We start from the raw sequence: 13861 nt of genomic DNA, 5'->3' as shown, positions 1-13861 counted from the left end.
CCTGAATCACCGGGTCTGGATCGCAAGTTCTTCTTCAGCATGATGTGTGCCAGTTGACCGTGCCGCGCACGCTGGAACACACCCTCGAAAACACCGCCAAAAGGCGTGGATTGCGCCTGTTCTGCCACTGCGTTGCACCAGAACAGGCACACACGCGCACCTCACACGGGCACCACCGCACGATGCGGGTTGTTGGGATGCGTTGTCCAGTTGGCGTATTCCCCGGTGACCGTCTTTCCGGTGCGCAGATCCACTTCGCCCGGCTGCAGGCTGCGCATGGAAATGCACTCCGGCACCGGACAGATGGAGACGCAGAGATTGCAGCCCACGCACTCGGCTTCGTTCACCTCGAACTTGCGCACGCCGCCCTCTTTTTCGAAGGTGATGGCCTGGTGCGAGGTGTCTTCGCACACCACATGGCAGCGCCCGCACTGGATGCAGCTGTCCTGATTGATGACGGCCTTGTCGATGTGGTTGAGGTTCAGGTCTTTCCAGTCCTTGACCGTGGGCACGGCCCGGCCCTGGAAGTCCTCGATGCGCGCAAAGCCATGCTGGTCCATGTAGTTGGACAGGCCATCGCACATGTCCTGCACGATCTTGAAACCGTAGACCATGGCTGCCGTGCACACCTGCACATTGCCACAACCCAGTGCGATGTATTCGGCCGCATCCTTCCAGGTGGTGATGCCGCCGATGCCCGAGATCGGCAGGCCCGCCGTCTGCGGGTCGCGGGCGATCTCGGCCACCATGTTCTGGGCGATGGGCTTGACCGCCGGACCGCAGTAGCCGCCGTGCGAGCCCTGACCGTCGGTGCTGGGGTGCATCACCAGGGTATCCAGGTTCACCCCCATCAGCGAGTTGATGGTGTTGATCAGCGAGACGGCATCCGCACCGCCCGCCTTGGCTGCCCGCGCGGGATAGCGCACATCGGTGATGTTGGGCGTGAGCTTCACGATCACCGGCAGCTTGCTGTAGTGCTTGCACCAGGCCGTCACCATCTGGATGTATTCCGGCACCTGGCCCACGGCGGCGCCCATGCCGCGCTCGCTCATGCCGTGGGGGCAGCCGAAGTTCAGCTCCAGCCCGTCGGCCCCGGTGTCTTCCACCATGGGCAGGATGCGTTTCCAGCTTTCTTCCTCGCAGGGCACCATCAGCGAGGCGATCAGCGCGCGGTCCGGCCAGGCCTTTTTCACGCGGGTCATCTCCTCCAGATTGGTGCGCAGCGGCCGGTCGGTGATCAGCTCGATGTTGTTGAGCCCCATCACGCGCCGGTCCTGCGCCAGCAGGGTGGAGTAACGCGGTCCGTTGACGTTGACCACATGCGGGTCTTCACCCAGCGTCTTCCACACCACGCCGCCCCAGCCGGCTTCGAAGGCGCGGGTGACGTTGATCTCCTTGTCCGTGGGCGGGGCCGATGCCAGCCAGAACGGGTTGGGGCTTGCAATGCCCAGAAAGCGGGTGCTGATGTCTGCCATATCCATGCTCCTTGAAAAGCGCGGGCACTGCCGCTTACACCCCGGCACCCACGGCGCTGGTCAGCGCCTGGTGCATGGCACGCGCGGCCACTTTGCCGTGCTCCACGGCTTCCACCGTCAGATCCTGACCGCCGGCGCGGCAGTCGCCACCGGCCCACACGCGGGGCACGCTGGTCTGGCCTTCGGCATCGGTGTCGATGCGGCCGTCGCGCAGCGCGATCGCACTGCCGGCATGGGCGCTGACATAGGTCTGGCCGATGGCCTTGAGCACCATGTCGGCGGGCACATCGAACACCTCGGGCCCCACCTGCAACTTGCCGTCCTGCAGCTGGGTGTATGCCATGCGGATGCCGGTCACCTTGCCGTCCTGCACCAGCACCTGCTGGGGCGCGGCCCACAACCGCAGGTTGACGCCATGGGTCTGGGCCCATTCCTGCTCCACCCCGGACGCGGACAGCGCGTCCTTGCCCCGGCGGTAGAACATGGTGACTTCTTCGGCGCCCAGCAGCCTGGCCTGCACGGCGGCATCCACCGCCGTCATGCCGCCGCCGATGACCACCACGCGCCGGCCCACCGGCACCGTGGCCTTGTCGCTGGCCTGGCGGATGTCGGCAATGAAGTCCACCGCGTTGCGCAGGCCTTCGGCCTGGGGTTCGGTAATGCCCAGCGCGTTCACACCACCCAGGCCCATGCCGAGGAACACGGCGTCGTAGCTGGCCAGCAACGAATCCAAGGTGAAGTCACGCCCCAGCCGCTGGTTGTTGTGCGGCGTGATGCCGCCCACCGACAGCAGCCAGTCGATTTCCTTCTGCGCAAAGTCGTTGGGGGTCTTGTAGCTGGCCAGACCGTATTCGTTGAGCCCGCCGAGCTTGGGCCGGGCATCGAGCAGCACCACGTCGTGGCCCTGCAGCGCCAGCTGGTGGGCACAGGTCAGGCCGGCCGGGCCGGCCCCGACCACGGCCACCTTCTTGCCAGTGGCGGCGGCGCGCTGGAACAGCGGCGCACCGCCTGCGGCCATGAAGGCATCGGTGGCATAACGCTGCAGCGCACCGATTTCGACCGGCTTGTCTTCATTGGTGTTGCGCACGCAGGCTTCTTCACACAGCTGCTCGGTGGGGCACACACGGGAGCACATGCCGCCCAGCGGGTTGGCGGTCAGGATCTCCCGGGCGGCGCCGCGCACATTGTCCTGGGCGATGCGGGCGATGAAGGCCGGTACATCGATGCTGGTGGGACAGGCCGTGGTGCACGGCGCGTCATAGCAGTAGTAGCAGCGCTCGGCCTCGATCAGGGCCTGGGGGCGGTTGAGCGGGGGGTGGGCGTCGGAAAAATTGGCCGCGTACTCGGCCAGATTCAGTCGGCCGGCGGCAATGCCGCAGGTGCGGCTGGCGGGGCTGTCCATGGTGAACCTCCAAATTCAGGATTGAGAGCGTGAAGGGAACCCGGGCTCGCAGGGCGATGCCAGGCCATATCGAACAACGCAAGGGGGCGCGCAGGCGTATCGCCTGCGCCGCCCCGAATCCAACAACACAGTCTTCGGAGGTTTCATCGTGGTCCTCGTAGGTGCAATGTGGCGCCTCTTGCCGGGCGCACTGGGGTGGAGTTCAATGTACGCGGGTGAAAAAATTTACCAATCAGTAAAATCACCCAGAAAGTCGTGAGCAAGAAAGATGCCAGACAATCGCACCACAATGGCGCAACTTATCTCTACTTACCGCAGGCGCAATGGCGACTTTTTCTGACAACAGCCCCGTGAACAGCCCCATTAATAGCCCCGCCTCCCAGGCCCGATCGGCCACCCGCAAGCCCACCGCCGCACGGCTGCGCAAGGAGCAGCACATCCTGCAGATGGCGGAGCTGCACTTTGCGCAATACGGTTTCGAAGGCGCGTCGCTGGACCTGATGGCCCAGGACGCCGGCATCAGCCGCCACAACCTGCTGTACTACTTCGCCAGCAAGGAAGAGCTGTACCTGCGCGTGCTGGGCGATGTGCTGACGCAGTGGCTGGCGGGCATGTCCGATCTGCTGCGCGGCGATGACCCGGCCCAGGCCCTGCGCACCTATATCCGCGCCAAGCTGCAGTCCTCGCGCGAGCGGCCCCATGGCTCCAAGGTCTTCACCCGCGAGGTGATGGCTGGTGCGCCCCGTTTTGGCGACGCCATCCTGAGCCGGGTCGGCCCCGCGCTGGCGGCCGACACCCAGGCCTTCGAGCGCTGGGTGGCGCAGGGCAAGATTGCCCGCGTGGACTTCACCCACCTGATGTTCATCCTCTGGTCCGTGACCCAGGCCTATGCCGACCAGCAGGCCCAGTTCGCGTTGCTGCTGGGCCAGGATGCGCTGACGGCCCAGGACTACGACACGGCGGCCGAACTGATCTACCGTCTGGTGGTGCGCGGTCTGCAGCCAGACGGCCCGGCTGAAGGGCCGCTGCTGGCGCCAGCGCCAGCGCGCTAGGCGCCCTGCTGGCTGCTGGCTGCTGACTGCTGACTGCTGACTGCTGACTGCAAGCGGTGCAGGCCAGGGGGCATGGCGCAAGACGGTGGTGCATGGGCGGCGGCCCCGGCGTCTTGCCTTATCCTTGTGCGCTCTGATTGCTCCTGCACGGCGCCCTGCACCAGGGCCCGGACCCGATTGCTGCCCATGACCGACATCCGCCCCGCCCGCTTTCCCGACGATCTGGACGCCGTGGTCCGCATCTTCCGGGAATACGTGGCCAGCCCCAGCGTGAGCCTGGACTTCCAGGACTTCGAGTCCGAGTTCGCTGCCCTGCCCGGCAAGTACGCCGCCCCACACGGCTGCGTGCTGCTGGCCTGGAAAGACGGCCAGCCCGTGGGCTGCGCGGCCCTGCGGCAGGTGAATGCACAAATCGGCGAAATGAAGCGCGTCTACGTGCGCCCCGCGGCGCGCGGCGAAAACCTGGGACGCCGCCTGGTGGAAGGCATTCTGGACGCTGCGCGGCACAGGGGCTACACCCGCATCTGCCTGGATGTGCTGCCCGAGTTCCAGGCTGCGCAGCGGCTGTATGCGTCGCTGGGCTTCGAGGACGCGTCGCCGGTGAGTTTCAATCCCGTGCCGGGCACGCGCTACCTGGGACTGGATCTTCGGGCCATGCGCTCGCCCACAGACGTCCTGTAGCCTCCTATGGAGGCCTGCCATGCCCTCTAGCGCCTGCACGGCGCCTGGGGCGCAGCGATCAGCCATTGCCCACGGAAAAAGAAAAAGCCTTCTAGACCGTGGATCTAGAAGGCTTTGTACCAATGGTTAGTTGGTAGGCGCGATTGGACTCGAACCAACGACCCCCACCATGTCAAGGTGGTGCTCTAACCAGCTGAGCTACGCGCCTGTGTTTGTTCGAGAAAGCGATTCTAGCACGGTTTTCAGCGTCGCCGCGCCGAACGCACGCCAGCCACCCCGGAAACAATGCCCAGCACCTTGTTCAGGCGGCCGGAGTCCGAGACTTCCACGGTGAACGTCATCCAGGCCACGCCCTTGACAGACTGGGTCTGCACGCCGATCACATTGGTCTTCTCACGGGCGAACACGTCGGAGATGTCTCGCAGCAGGCCCTGGCGGTCGGCGGCTTCCACCGCCACATCCACCGGGTAGACCGCCGCTGTCGCGGCAGCCTTGGGCAGACCCCAGGCCACATCGATCACGCGCTCTTCGTAGCGCGCGGCCATTTCACGGAAATTGCTGCAGTCCGAGCGGTGCACGCTGACGCCCTTGCCGCGCGTGACAAAGCCGCGGATATCGTCGGGCGGCGCCGGCCGGCAGCATTTGGCCAGTTGGGTCATCAGCGAATCGATACCCACCACCAGCACGCCGCCCTTCTGGCCTTCGCCGCGGGGTTTGCGCACCATCTGCTGGATGTCCTCCTCGGCGGCCACCGGCTCGGGCGGCGGGCGCAGCACGGCTTCGATGTTGCGCAGGGAGTATTCGTCCTTGCCCACCACCTCGAACATGGCTTCGGCCGACTTGAAGCCCAGTTGCACCGCCAGCTCGTCCAGCTTGATGGCGGTCTTGCCTTCGCGCTGCAGCAGCTTTTCCACGGCCTCGCGGCCCCGGGTCATGGTCTCGTGCATGGCCTGGGCATTGAACCAGGCACGCACCTTGGCCTTGGCGCGGTTGCTGGTCAGATAGCCCAGCTCGGAGTTGAGCCAGTCGCGTGAAGGCCGACCTTCCTTGACGGTGGTGATTTCCACCGTCTGGCCGCTTTGCAGCGGCGTGTTCAGCGGCACCATGGCGCCATCCACCCGCGCGCCGCGGCAGCGGTGCCCCAGGTTGGTGTGCACGGCGTAGGCGAAGTCCACCGGCGTGGCGTTCTGCGGCAGCTCGATCACGGCCGCATCCGGCGTCAGCACATAGATGCGGTCGTCGAACAGGTTGCGGTGTTCCGGGCCTTCGGACAGGTCCTTGCCCCAGGCCAGCAGCTGCCGCAGCACGGCGATCTTGGCGTCGTACTCGCTGGTGGCCGACACCCCGGCATAGCCCTTGGTGCCCGCTTCCTTGTACGCCCAGTGCGCGGCCACGCCATGCTCGGCATGGTCGTGCATGGCCTGGGTGCGGATCTGGATCTCGATGGCCTTGCCCTGCTCGTCCCGCACCACGGTGTGCAGCGACTGGTAGCCATTGGGCTTGGGCTTGGCGATGTAGTCGTCGAACTCCGACTCGATGGGGGTGAAATGCTCATGCACCCAGGACAGTGCGGTGTAGCAGTCCTTGACGTTGGGCACCACCACGCGCAGCGCGCGAATGTCGAACACCTGGGCAAAGTCCAGCGACTTGCCGCGCATCTTCTTGACGATGCTGTAGATGTGCTTGGGCCGGCCCTGCACGGTGGCGCTGATGCTGTAGGCACGCAGCTCGGATTCGAGCCGCGAGCGCAGTTGCTCCATGTAGATCTCGCGCTCGGCCCGCTTTTCATCCAGGTTCTTGGCAATCTGGCGGTAGGTCTCCGGCTCCAGAAAGCGGAAGGACAGGTCTTCCAGCTCCCACTTGAGCTGCCAGATCCCCAGGCGGTTGGCCAGCGGCGCAAACACATGCAGCGCCTCGCGCGCCAGGGTGGGCGACACCGGGCGCTTGCTGGCGGCGTAGTAGCGCAGCGTCTGCAGGCGCGATGCCAGGCGCAGCAGCACCACGCGCACATCGCGGGAAAAGCCCAGCAGCATCTTGCGCACGGTCTCGGCCTGGGTGGCCGGATCGTCCACGCGCTGGCTGTTGCTTTCCGCATCGCGCGCCTGCTGCTGCACATGCATCAGCTTGGTGGTTTCCACCGCCAGGGTGGCGAAGTTGGCGCCAAAGGCCTTGGTCAGCACCTCCAGCGGCTTGTTCAGGTGCATGCTGGCGTATACCAGATACACGGCCGCCTGCATGGTTTCCGAGCCACCGATGCCATAGAGGATGGCAGCCACCGCATCGGCGTGGGCCAGCATGTTCTCGCCGGTGGTCATGGTTTCGCCGGACAGCAGCGGCTCCGCAAACGAGCGGGCGCGCACCAGCGCATTGGCCTGGTCGGGCATGGCCTCCGAAGTGGCGGCGATCAGCGCCGGTGTCATGGGTACCGTGCCATGGGTTGGCGCACCGGCCTCCACCGTGGTGGGAGGCAAAGACGTCACACTTCTCATGGCCGCACTCCCCTGCCGGCCTGGCTGTTTGGTTGTTGTTCTTGCGTCATTCCTGGGCCAATACAAAGTCCCGCACGACCGCCACTTGGTCGGCTGAGACCAATGTGGGGGCGTGCCCCACATTTGCAAGCACCGCACATTGTGCCCGTGGTCCACGCTCCTGCATGGCCTGGGCGGTGGCGGCCGTCAGCAAATCGGACTGTTCCCCCCGCAAAAGCAAAGTCTGTGCCGTGATCTGGTCGTACAGCTGCCACATCAGCGCCTGGCCCTGTTCGGCCTCCTCCCGTGTCATGTCCCGCAGTGCCACGCCGATCGCCGGGTCGTAGTGCAGGCCCAGGCCGCCGTCGGGCAAGGGGGTCAGCATGGGCTCGGTCAGGGCCCGCCATTCGGCATCGGTGTGCGGACCGAACCCTGCCGAGATGACGCGCAGCGTGGCTGCGGCCTGCTCCACGCTGTCAAAGCGCACCGGCTGGCCCACATAGCTGCCAATGCGCTGCAGCGCCGCCCACTCCAGCGTGGGCCCCACGTCGTTGAGCACCAGGCGCCGGATGGCCACCGGCAGCGGCAACTGGGCCTGGCCGGCCAGCGCCATGCCGATCAGCCCCCCCATGCTGGTGCCTATCCAGTCCAGGGTCTGCAGCGGTGCCTGCGCCTGCAGGTGCTGCAACAGCATCAGCATGTCCAGCGCGTACTGCGGCACGGCGTAATGCTGGGGGTCGGCCAGCCATTCGCTGCGCCCACGTCCGGCCACATCCGGGCAGATCACCCGCGCATGTGACGCCAGCGCGCGGGCCAGCACATCGAAGTCCCGCCCCTGGCGCGTGAGGCCGTGGACGCAGACGATGACATGGGGGTGGGCGGGGTTGCCGGTGGCGTTCCACTCCCAGTACGCCATGCGGTGTTCGCTGCGCTCTGGTTCGTCCGCTCGGCGGGCCGCAGGACCGGGACAGGTTACGTAGTTCAGCGTAGGTTCAATCATGCAGAGCAACTTTCCAGGCGCACCCCATAATGGGCTTTTGACCATCGTAATGGATTCGGAGACCTCTATGCTCAAAGGCAAGACGGCACTGGTGACGGGTTCCACCAGTGGCATCGGTTTAGGCATTGCGCAAGCCCTGGCACGCCAGGGCGCGAACGTGGTGCTCAACGGCTTCGGCGACGCCGAAGGCCCGCTGGCCGCGGTGCGCGAAGCCGGCAAGGCCCATGGGGTGCGGGTGGCCCACCACGGCGCCGACATGAGCAAGGTCGCCGACATCGAAGCCATGATGGCGTTTGCCGCCACGACATTCGGCCGGGTGGACATCCTGGTCAACAACGCCGGCATCCAGCATGTGGCGGCGGTGCAGGACTTTCCGGTGGACAAATGGGACGCCATCATCGCCATCAACCTGACCAGCGCCTTTCACACCACGCGCCTGGCGCTGCCGGCCATGCAGCAGGCCAACTGGGGCCGCATCATCAATGTGGCCTCGGTGCACGGCCTGGTGGGCTCGGCCCAGAAGTCGGCCTATGTGGCGGCCAAGCACGGCATCGTCGGCCTCACCAAGGTCACGGCCCTGGAGAACGCCACCAGCGGCGTGACCTGCAATGCCATCTGCCCCGGCTGGGTGCTGACCCCGCTGGTGCAGAAACAGGTGGACGCCAAGGCGGCCGCCCAGGGCATCTCCAACGAAGAGGCCACCCGGCAGTTGCTGGGGGAGAAAGAGCCGTCGCTGCAGTTCACCACCCCGGAAGAATTGGGCGAGCTGGCGGTGTTCTTCTGCTCGGCCGCCGCCAACAATGTGCGCGGTGTGGCCTGGAACATGGACGGCGGCTGGGCGGCCCAGTAAGCCTGCGCCGCTGCGGGGCGGAAAGCCAAAAACGGTCACCGCGCCCTACCCCCTACAAAAAAAGCCCCTGGCAGCTGCCAGGGGCTTTTTGCTTGGCCGAAGCCTGGAGCCGCCCCGAGGGGCGGCTGGGTTACTGCAGCTGCACCGCGCCCGAGACCTGCACTTCCACCTGGGTCTTGCCGGCTTCCACCGCCAGCGGGGCACTTTCCGCGCCATCCGCCGCCATGGAAGATTTCATCATGGCCCCCGCCATATAGGGACGCATGCCGACTTCATTGCTGTTGACCGAGACCTCACGCAAGGTGTAGCCGGTAAAGCCGAACGCCTTGGCCAGGCTGGCGGCCTTGGCCTTGAACTGGTCGATGGCCTGCTGCTGCGCCTCGCCCTCGACCTTGGCCCGCCCTTCCTTGGACAGACCGAAGGCCACCTGGCCCACCTGCATGCCCTGCACCTTGCCGGCGGTGCTGGTGATGCGGTCGAAGTCCTTGCCCTGCAGCACCAGCTGCGCACGCCCCTGCCAGCCGGCGATCTTGCCGTCCTTGCTGGTGGTTCGCGGGAAAACGTTGAAGCCGCTGGTGCGCACTTCCATGCCGCCGGGCTGCGCCTGGGGGCGCACCGTGGCCAGTGCCGCATCCACCACCTGCTGCAGGCGTTTTTGCACGGCGGCGGCATTGCTGCCCTCTTCCGTGGCGGACAGGGTCAGCACCAGCAGGTCCTGCGCCACCTCCACGCTGCCGGCGGCCGTCAGCTGTACTACGTTCTGCGGTGGGGCCATTACGACGGTCTGGGCCTGTGCGGCGGTGGCCGCAGCACCCCATACGATGGCGGCAGCCGCCAGGGCCTGGGTGTGACGGGGGATAAAAGGCATAGCATTCCTCCTTGACAGGTCAATGGGATGAAGACGAAATCGTCGGGAACAAGCGACCTTACCACCGCCTGGCGGAGGGGACTGCACTACGTCAATCAACACTTGCTCCGCAGGGCAACACTTGTAACACTTGGTCAAAGTACCGGGGTAATCCGGTTTTTCCGCCGCCAAGATGGTCAAAATTGGCTCTGTTACAAATTGGACTAGGGATATCCATGGCCTCTACGAACAACCGTACCGACAAGATCCTGGTGGTGGACGACGACGCCCGCATCCGCGATCTGCTCCGCCGATACCTGACGCAAGAAGGCTTTGAGATCATGATTGCCGAAGACGGCAAGGCATTGAACCGCATCTTGCTGCGCGAAACCGTGGATCTGATCGTGCTGGACCTGATGATGCCCGGCGAGGATGGACTGTCCATCTGCCGCCGCCTGCGCTCGGCCAACGACCGCACCCCCATCATCATGCTGACCGCCAAGGGCGAAGACGTGGACCGCATCGTCGGTCTGGAAGTCGGTGCTGACGATTACCTGGGCAAGCCGTTCAACCCGCGTGAACTGCTGGCCCGCATCCACGCCGTGCTGCGCCGCCGCCCCCCGGTGGAAGCGCCGGGCGCGCCGTCGGGCGAGAACGAAGTGGTCACCTTCGGCCCCTTCACCTTCGACCTGGGCACCCGCGTGCTGCAGAAGAATGGCGAAGAACTGGCGCTGACCACCGGCGAGTTCGCCATGCTCAAGGCGCTGGTGCGCCACCCACGCCAGCCGCTGTCCCGTGAAAAGCTGGCCCTGCTGGCCCGCGGCCGCGAATTCGAGCCGTTTGACCGCAGTCTGGACGTGCAGGTCTCGCGCCTGCGCAAGCTGATCGAAGAAGATGCCGCCGCTCCGCGCTACATTCAAACAGTCTGGGGCGTTGGTTACGTCTTCGTACCAGATGGTGCGAATTAAGCACCGTAAGATAGCGCTTCCCCTGACACCGCCTGCTCGCCACCATCCGACCGATGGTGGTGTGCTGCGTTGCGGTTCAATGGAAGTCTTCTGACCATGCGCGCTTTTACCGCCAGCCCACTTTCCTCTTCCGACTCTGCCGTGGCCGACGAGCCGGAACCACAACGCCGCCCCCGTGCGGCGCATGCGCGTTCGCGCATGGGCCTGAACCTGTTCTGGCGCACCTTCTTCCTGCTGGCCCTGCTGCTGGTGGGCAGCATCCTGGCCTGGCTGCAGACGCTACGTGCTTTCGAGTTCGAGCCGCGCACCTTGCACACGGCCCAGCAGATCGCCTCGCTGGTCAACCTGAGCCGCGCCGCCCTGGTGCACTCGGACGCGATCAACCGCGTCTCGCTGATCAAGACCATGGCCGACCAGGAAGGCGTGCGTATTCTGCCGCGCGAGCCGGGCGACAAGTTCGAGGAAATGGACCATACGCCGCTGGGCCAGCGCCTGACGGAGGAACTGACCCAGCGCCTGGGCCCGGGCACCATCGTGGCGCGCAGCGTCAACGGCGAGCAGGGTCTGTGGGTGGGCTTTTCCATCAACGGCGACCGCAACTGGCTGCTGATGGACCGCTCGCGCTTCAGCCCTGCCGGCGGCCGCACCTGGCTGGTATGGCTGATCACCGCCGGCATTCTGTCGCTGGCCGGTGCCGCCGTGATTGCCCGCCTGATCAACCAGCCACTCAAGCAGCTGAGCGATGCAGCCAACCGCGTGCGCGATGGCGACTTCGAGGCCAGCCAGCTCGACGAGCAGGCCGTAACCAGTGAAATCCGCGAGGTGAACATCGGCTTCAACCGCATGGCGCAGAAGCTGGCCAAGCTGGAGCAGGAGCGCGCCGTGATGCTGGCCGGCATCTCGCACGACCTGCGCACCCCGCTGGCCCGCCTGCGCTTGGAAACCGAGATGAGCGTGAACGACGATGTGGCCCGGGGCCACATGGTGGCCGACATCGTGCAGCTGGATGCGACCATCGACAAGTTCCTGGACTACGCCCGCCCCGACCATGTGGCGCTGGCCACGGTCAATCTGCATGCGGTGGTGTCGTCCTGCGTCTACGCGGTGCAGGACCACCGCGAGCTGCAGATCAGCATGTCGGTGCCGGAAGATGTGTATGTGATGGCCGACGAGATCGAGCTGGCGCGCGTGATCTCCAACCTGCTGGAAAACGCCCGCCGCTACGGCAAGACACCGGACACCGAGACCACGCATGTGGACATCAGCGTCAAGCAGCGCGAGGCCTGGGTGGTGGTGCGGCTGCGCGACCATGGCGCAGGCGTGCCGCCCGAACAGCTGGCCAGCCTGATCCAGCCCTTCTTCCGGGGCGACACGGCCCGTACCGCTGCCGCCGGCGCCGGCCTGGGCCTGTCGATCGTGGACAAGACGGTGCAGCGCATGGGCGGCGTGCTGTCGCTGACCAATGCGCCCGGTGGCGGTCTGGCGGCCCATGTGCAGTTGCAGCGCGCAGCCAGCGGTGCCGACAGCGACACGCCCCAGCGCCTGCAGCGCCCGCAGGTCAAGCGCCAGCTACCGCCGCGCCGCCGCAGCACCGACCGCCTGGACGAAGCGGAAGACCTGGGCGACGATTGACGCAGCGCCCTGCGCCCCTGCATGGAAAAAGCCGGCATCTGCCGGCTTTTTTTATGGGGTGACCAGGCCTGCAGGGCCGGCCGGGGCTGGTGCCAGCGCTCAGTCCTTGCGGAACAGCAGCGCCGCGGCCCGTGCCTCCATGGACTGCAGCTGGCCCACCGGGCCCAGTTTTTCGGCCGTCTTGGCCTTGACGTTCACCTGGTCCAGCGTCACCCCCAGGGCCTGGGCAATGCGTTCGCGCATGGCGGGAATGTGCGGCGCCAGCTTGGGGGCCTGGGCCACGACGGTGCTGTCCACATTGCCGATCTCCCAGCCTTTTTCCCGCACGCGGCGGGCAGCCTCGGTCAGCAGCAGCACCGAGTTGGCGCCGCGGAACTCGGGGTCGGTGTCCGGGAAATGCCGGCCGATATCGCCCAGCGATGCACCGCCCAGCAGGGCGTCGGTGATGGCGTGCAGCAGCACATCGGCGTCCGAGTGGCCCAGCAGACCGGTGACGTGGGGAATCTCCACCCCGCCGATGATGAGCTTGCGGCCCGGCACCAGGGCATGGGTGTCCCAGCCTTCTCCAATACGAAAATTCATAGCTTGCTCCGCAGGTGCTTCAGGCGCGACCTGCCCATAGTTGACATCAGAAAAACGGGTTGCCGCTGGCGGACGGCGGGTTGCGGCGCCCCTGGAAGCGCTCCGCCGTGGTGGCCCGGCCGCGCTGCGACAGCACGGCGGCGGCCAGCGCAAAGTCGTCCGGGTAGGTGACCTTGAAATTCTGCGCCCCGCCGGGCACCAGCTTGGGGCGCAGGCCCATGGCTTCCATGGCGCTGGCCTCATCGGTCACGGCCGCTCCGGCGCGGGAAATCGCATCCAGCAGCGGGCCGATGCGGAACATCTGCGGCGTCTGCGCCAGCCATTTGTCGCTGCGGTCCACCGTGGCCGCCACGCGCACCCCGGTCGGGCCGGTGACGGCGGTCTTGAGCGTATCGGGCAGCTTGTGGGCCAGCAGGCCGCCCACGGCATCGTCCACGCAGGCGTCGATCAGGTTGCGGATCTGCTGCGGCGTGATCAGGCAGCGCGCCGCATCGTGCACCAGCACCCAGTCATGCTGGGCTGCGCCCTGCGCCAGCAGGGCCTTCAGGCCGCCCCGCACGGTGTCGGCCCGGTTGGGGCCGCCACAGGGTACGACAAAGCAGCCGGTCACCGGGTGGTCGGCCAGAAACTGGTCGCCGGCCGCCACCGCCACCAAGGTACCCGCCAGCCCGGCCGTGCCGGCAAACGCGGCCAGGGTGTGCAAGACCATGGGCTGGCCGGCCACCAGCTGGTACTGTTTGGGCAGCTCCGGCGTGGGGCTGCCCGGCGCAATCGCCCGCAGTCCCACCCCTGCACAGGGCACCAGCCCCCAGAAACGGCCCTGGGGCGGATGGGGGACTGGGGAAGGGGCAAGCAGGTCGGTCATGGCAGGCATTCTAGAATCGGGATTTCCCCTTCGCAGACA

12 protein-coding genes and 1 tRNA gene are annotated in these 13861 nt (G+C 66.3%); 5 read left to right on the top strand and 8 right to left on the bottom strand.

Annotated elements, in window-relative coordinates; translation table 11 throughout:
- Window positions 1-161: 161 nt before the first annotated feature.
- Window positions 162-1475 carry an NAD-dependent dihydropyrimidine dehydrogenase subunit PreA gene (gene preA / locus KW830_RS00710; RefSeq protein ID WP_066534014.1) on the bottom strand — a complete coding sequence of 438 codons (1314 nt, stop codon included), beginning with the start codon at window positions 1473-1475 and terminating at the stop codon, window positions 162-164.
- A 34-nt stretch (window positions 1476-1509) separates the two neighbouring features.
- On the bottom strand, window positions 1510-2877 hold the full coding sequence (locus KW830_RS00705) for an NAD(P)-dependent oxidoreductase (protein ID WP_218331573.1): 1368 nt from the start codon (window positions 2875-2877) through the stop codon (window positions 1510-1512).
- Window positions 2878-3200: 323 nt separating this feature from the next.
- Here KW830_RS00705 and KW830_RS00700 point away from each other — a divergent pair, with 323 nt between their 5' ends.
- On the top strand, window positions 3201-3929 hold the full coding sequence (locus KW830_RS00700; RefSeq protein ID WP_218331572.1) for a TetR family transcriptional regulator C-terminal domain-containing protein: 729 nt from the start codon (window positions 3201-3203) through the stop codon (window positions 3927-3929).
- A 186-nt stretch (window positions 3930-4115) separates the two neighbouring features.
- On the top strand, window positions 4116-4610 hold the full coding sequence (locus KW830_RS00695; RefSeq protein ID WP_218331571.1) for a GNAT family N-acetyltransferase: 495 nt from the start codon (window positions 4116-4118) through the stop codon (window positions 4608-4610).
- Between the two features lie 131 nt (window positions 4611-4741).
- Here KW830_RS00695 and KW830_RS00690 read toward each other — a convergent pair.
- The 3 genes from KW830_RS00690 to KW830_RS00680 all read right to left on the bottom strand — a co-directional run bounded on the left by KW830_RS00690 (window position 4742) and on the right by KW830_RS00680 (window position 8078).
- A tRNA-Val gene (locus KW830_RS00690) sits at window positions 4742-4818 on the bottom strand.
- A 34-nt stretch (window positions 4819-4852) separates the two neighbouring features.
- Window positions 4853-7030: a bifunctional (p)ppGpp synthetase/guanosine-3',5'-bis(diphosphate) 3'-pyrophosphohydrolase gene (locus tag KW830_RS00685; protein ID WP_255578132.1), complete on the bottom strand. Its 2178-nt coding sequence runs from the start codon at window positions 7028-7030 to the stop codon at window positions 4853-4855.
- Window positions 7031-7145: 115 nt separating this feature from the next.
- Window positions 7146-8078, bottom strand: coding sequence for an alpha/beta fold hydrolase (locus tag KW830_RS00680; RefSeq protein WP_066533697.1), 933 nt, complete (start codon window positions 8076-8078; stop codon window positions 7146-7148).
- Window positions 8079-8145: 67 nt separating this feature from the next.
- Between KW830_RS00680 and KW830_RS00675 the strand changes: the two genes are divergently transcribed.
- Window positions 8146-8928, top strand: coding sequence for a 3-hydroxybutyrate dehydrogenase (locus KW830_RS00675; protein ID WP_218331569.1), 783 nt, complete (start codon window positions 8146-8148; stop codon window positions 8926-8928).
- 130 nt (window positions 8929-9058) lie between these two features.
- Here KW830_RS00675 and KW830_RS00670 read toward each other — a convergent pair whose 3' ends face one another.
- On the bottom strand, window positions 9059-9796 hold the full coding sequence (locus KW830_RS00670) for an SIMPL domain-containing protein (RefSeq protein WP_218331568.1): 738 nt from the start codon (window positions 9794-9796) through the stop codon (window positions 9059-9061).
- A 215-nt stretch (window positions 9797-10011) separates the two neighbouring features.
- Between KW830_RS00670 and ompR the strand changes: the two genes are divergently transcribed.
- Together ompR and KW830_RS00660 are read left to right on the top strand one after the other, a co-directional pair.
- Window positions 10012-10743: a two-component system response regulator OmpR gene (ompR, locus tag KW830_RS00665; protein WP_066533704.1), complete on the top strand. Its 732-nt coding sequence runs from the start codon at window positions 10012-10014 to the stop codon at window positions 10741-10743.
- 96 nt (window positions 10744-10839) lie between these two features.
- On the top strand, window positions 10840-12375 hold the full coding sequence (locus KW830_RS00660; RefSeq protein ID WP_255578016.1) for an ATP-binding protein: 1536 nt from the start codon (window positions 10840-10842) through the stop codon (window positions 12373-12375).
- Window positions 12376-12474: 99 nt separating this feature from the next.
- Here KW830_RS00660 and ispF read toward each other — a convergent pair whose 3' ends face one another.
- On the bottom strand, window positions 12475-12957 hold the full coding sequence (gene ispF / locus KW830_RS00655) for a 2-C-methyl-D-erythritol 2,4-cyclodiphosphate synthase (protein WP_218331566.1): 483 nt from the start codon (window positions 12955-12957) through the stop codon (window positions 12475-12477).
- Between the two features lie 46 nt (window positions 12958-13003).
- A complete protein-coding gene (locus tag KW830_RS00650; RefSeq protein ID WP_066534019.1) occupies window positions 13004-13822 on the bottom strand; it encodes a 2-C-methyl-D-erythritol 4-phosphate cytidylyltransferase in 819 nt (272 codons plus the stop codon).
- Between the last annotated feature and the right edge of the window lie 39 nt (window positions 13823-13861).

Origin of the sequence: Comamonas sp. CMM03, from assembly GCF_019218715.1 — a bacterium.
GTDB lineage: Bacteria > Pseudomonadota > Gammaproteobacteria > Burkholderiales > Burkholderiaceae_C > Comamonas > Comamonas terrigena.
The sequence above is the reverse complement of the archived record's forward strand: the minus strand, read 5'-3'. Positions and strand labels throughout refer to the sequence as shown.

Excerpts from the sequence above, each read along its gene's own strand:
- KW830_RS00670 (WP_218331568.1), bottom strand. The coding sequence starts at position 9,796 with ATGCCTTTTATCCCCCGTCACACCCAGGCCCTGGCGGCTGCCGCCATC.
- KW830_RS00705 (WP_218331573.1), bottom strand. The coding sequence starts at position 2,877 with ATGGACAGCCCCGCCAGCCGCACCTGCGGCATTGCCGCCGGCCGACTG.
- KW830_RS00695 (WP_218331571.1), top strand. The coding sequence starts at position 4,116 with ATGACCGACATCCGCCCCGCCCGCTTTCCCGACGATCTGGACGCCGTG.
- ispF (WP_218331566.1), bottom strand. The coding sequence starts at position 12,957 with ATGAATTTTCGTATTGGAGAAGGCTGGGACACCCATGCCCTGGTGCCG.
- KW830_RS00700 (WP_218331572.1), top strand. The coding sequence starts at position 3,201 with ATGGCGACTTTTTCTGACAACAGCCCCGTGAACAGCCCCATTAATAGC.
- KW830_RS00650 (WP_066534019.1), bottom strand. The coding sequence starts at position 13,822 with ATGACCGACCTGCTTGCCCCTTCCCCAGTCCCCCATCCGCCCCAGGGC.
- preA (WP_066534014.1), bottom strand. The coding sequence starts at position 1,475 with ATGGCAGACATCAGCACCCGCTTTCTGGGCATTGCAAGCCCCAACCCG.
- KW830_RS00685 (WP_255578132.1), bottom strand. The coding sequence starts at position 7,030 with ATGACACCGGCGCTGATCGCCGCCACTTCGGAGGCCATGCCCGACCAG.
- ompR (WP_066533704.1), top strand. The coding sequence starts at position 10,012 with ATGGCCTCTACGAACAACCGTACCGACAAGATCCTGGTGGTGGACGAC.
- KW830_RS00675 (WP_218331569.1), top strand. The coding sequence starts at position 8,146 with ATGCTCAAAGGCAAGACGGCACTGGTGACGGGTTCCACCAGTGGCATC.
- KW830_RS00660 (WP_255578016.1), top strand. The coding sequence starts at position 10,840 with ATGCGCGCTTTTACCGCCAGCCCACTTTCCTCTTCCGACTCTGCCGTG.
- KW830_RS00680 (WP_066533697.1), bottom strand. The coding sequence starts at position 8,078 with ATGATTGAACCTACGCTGAACTACGTAACCTGTCCCGGTCCTGCGGCC.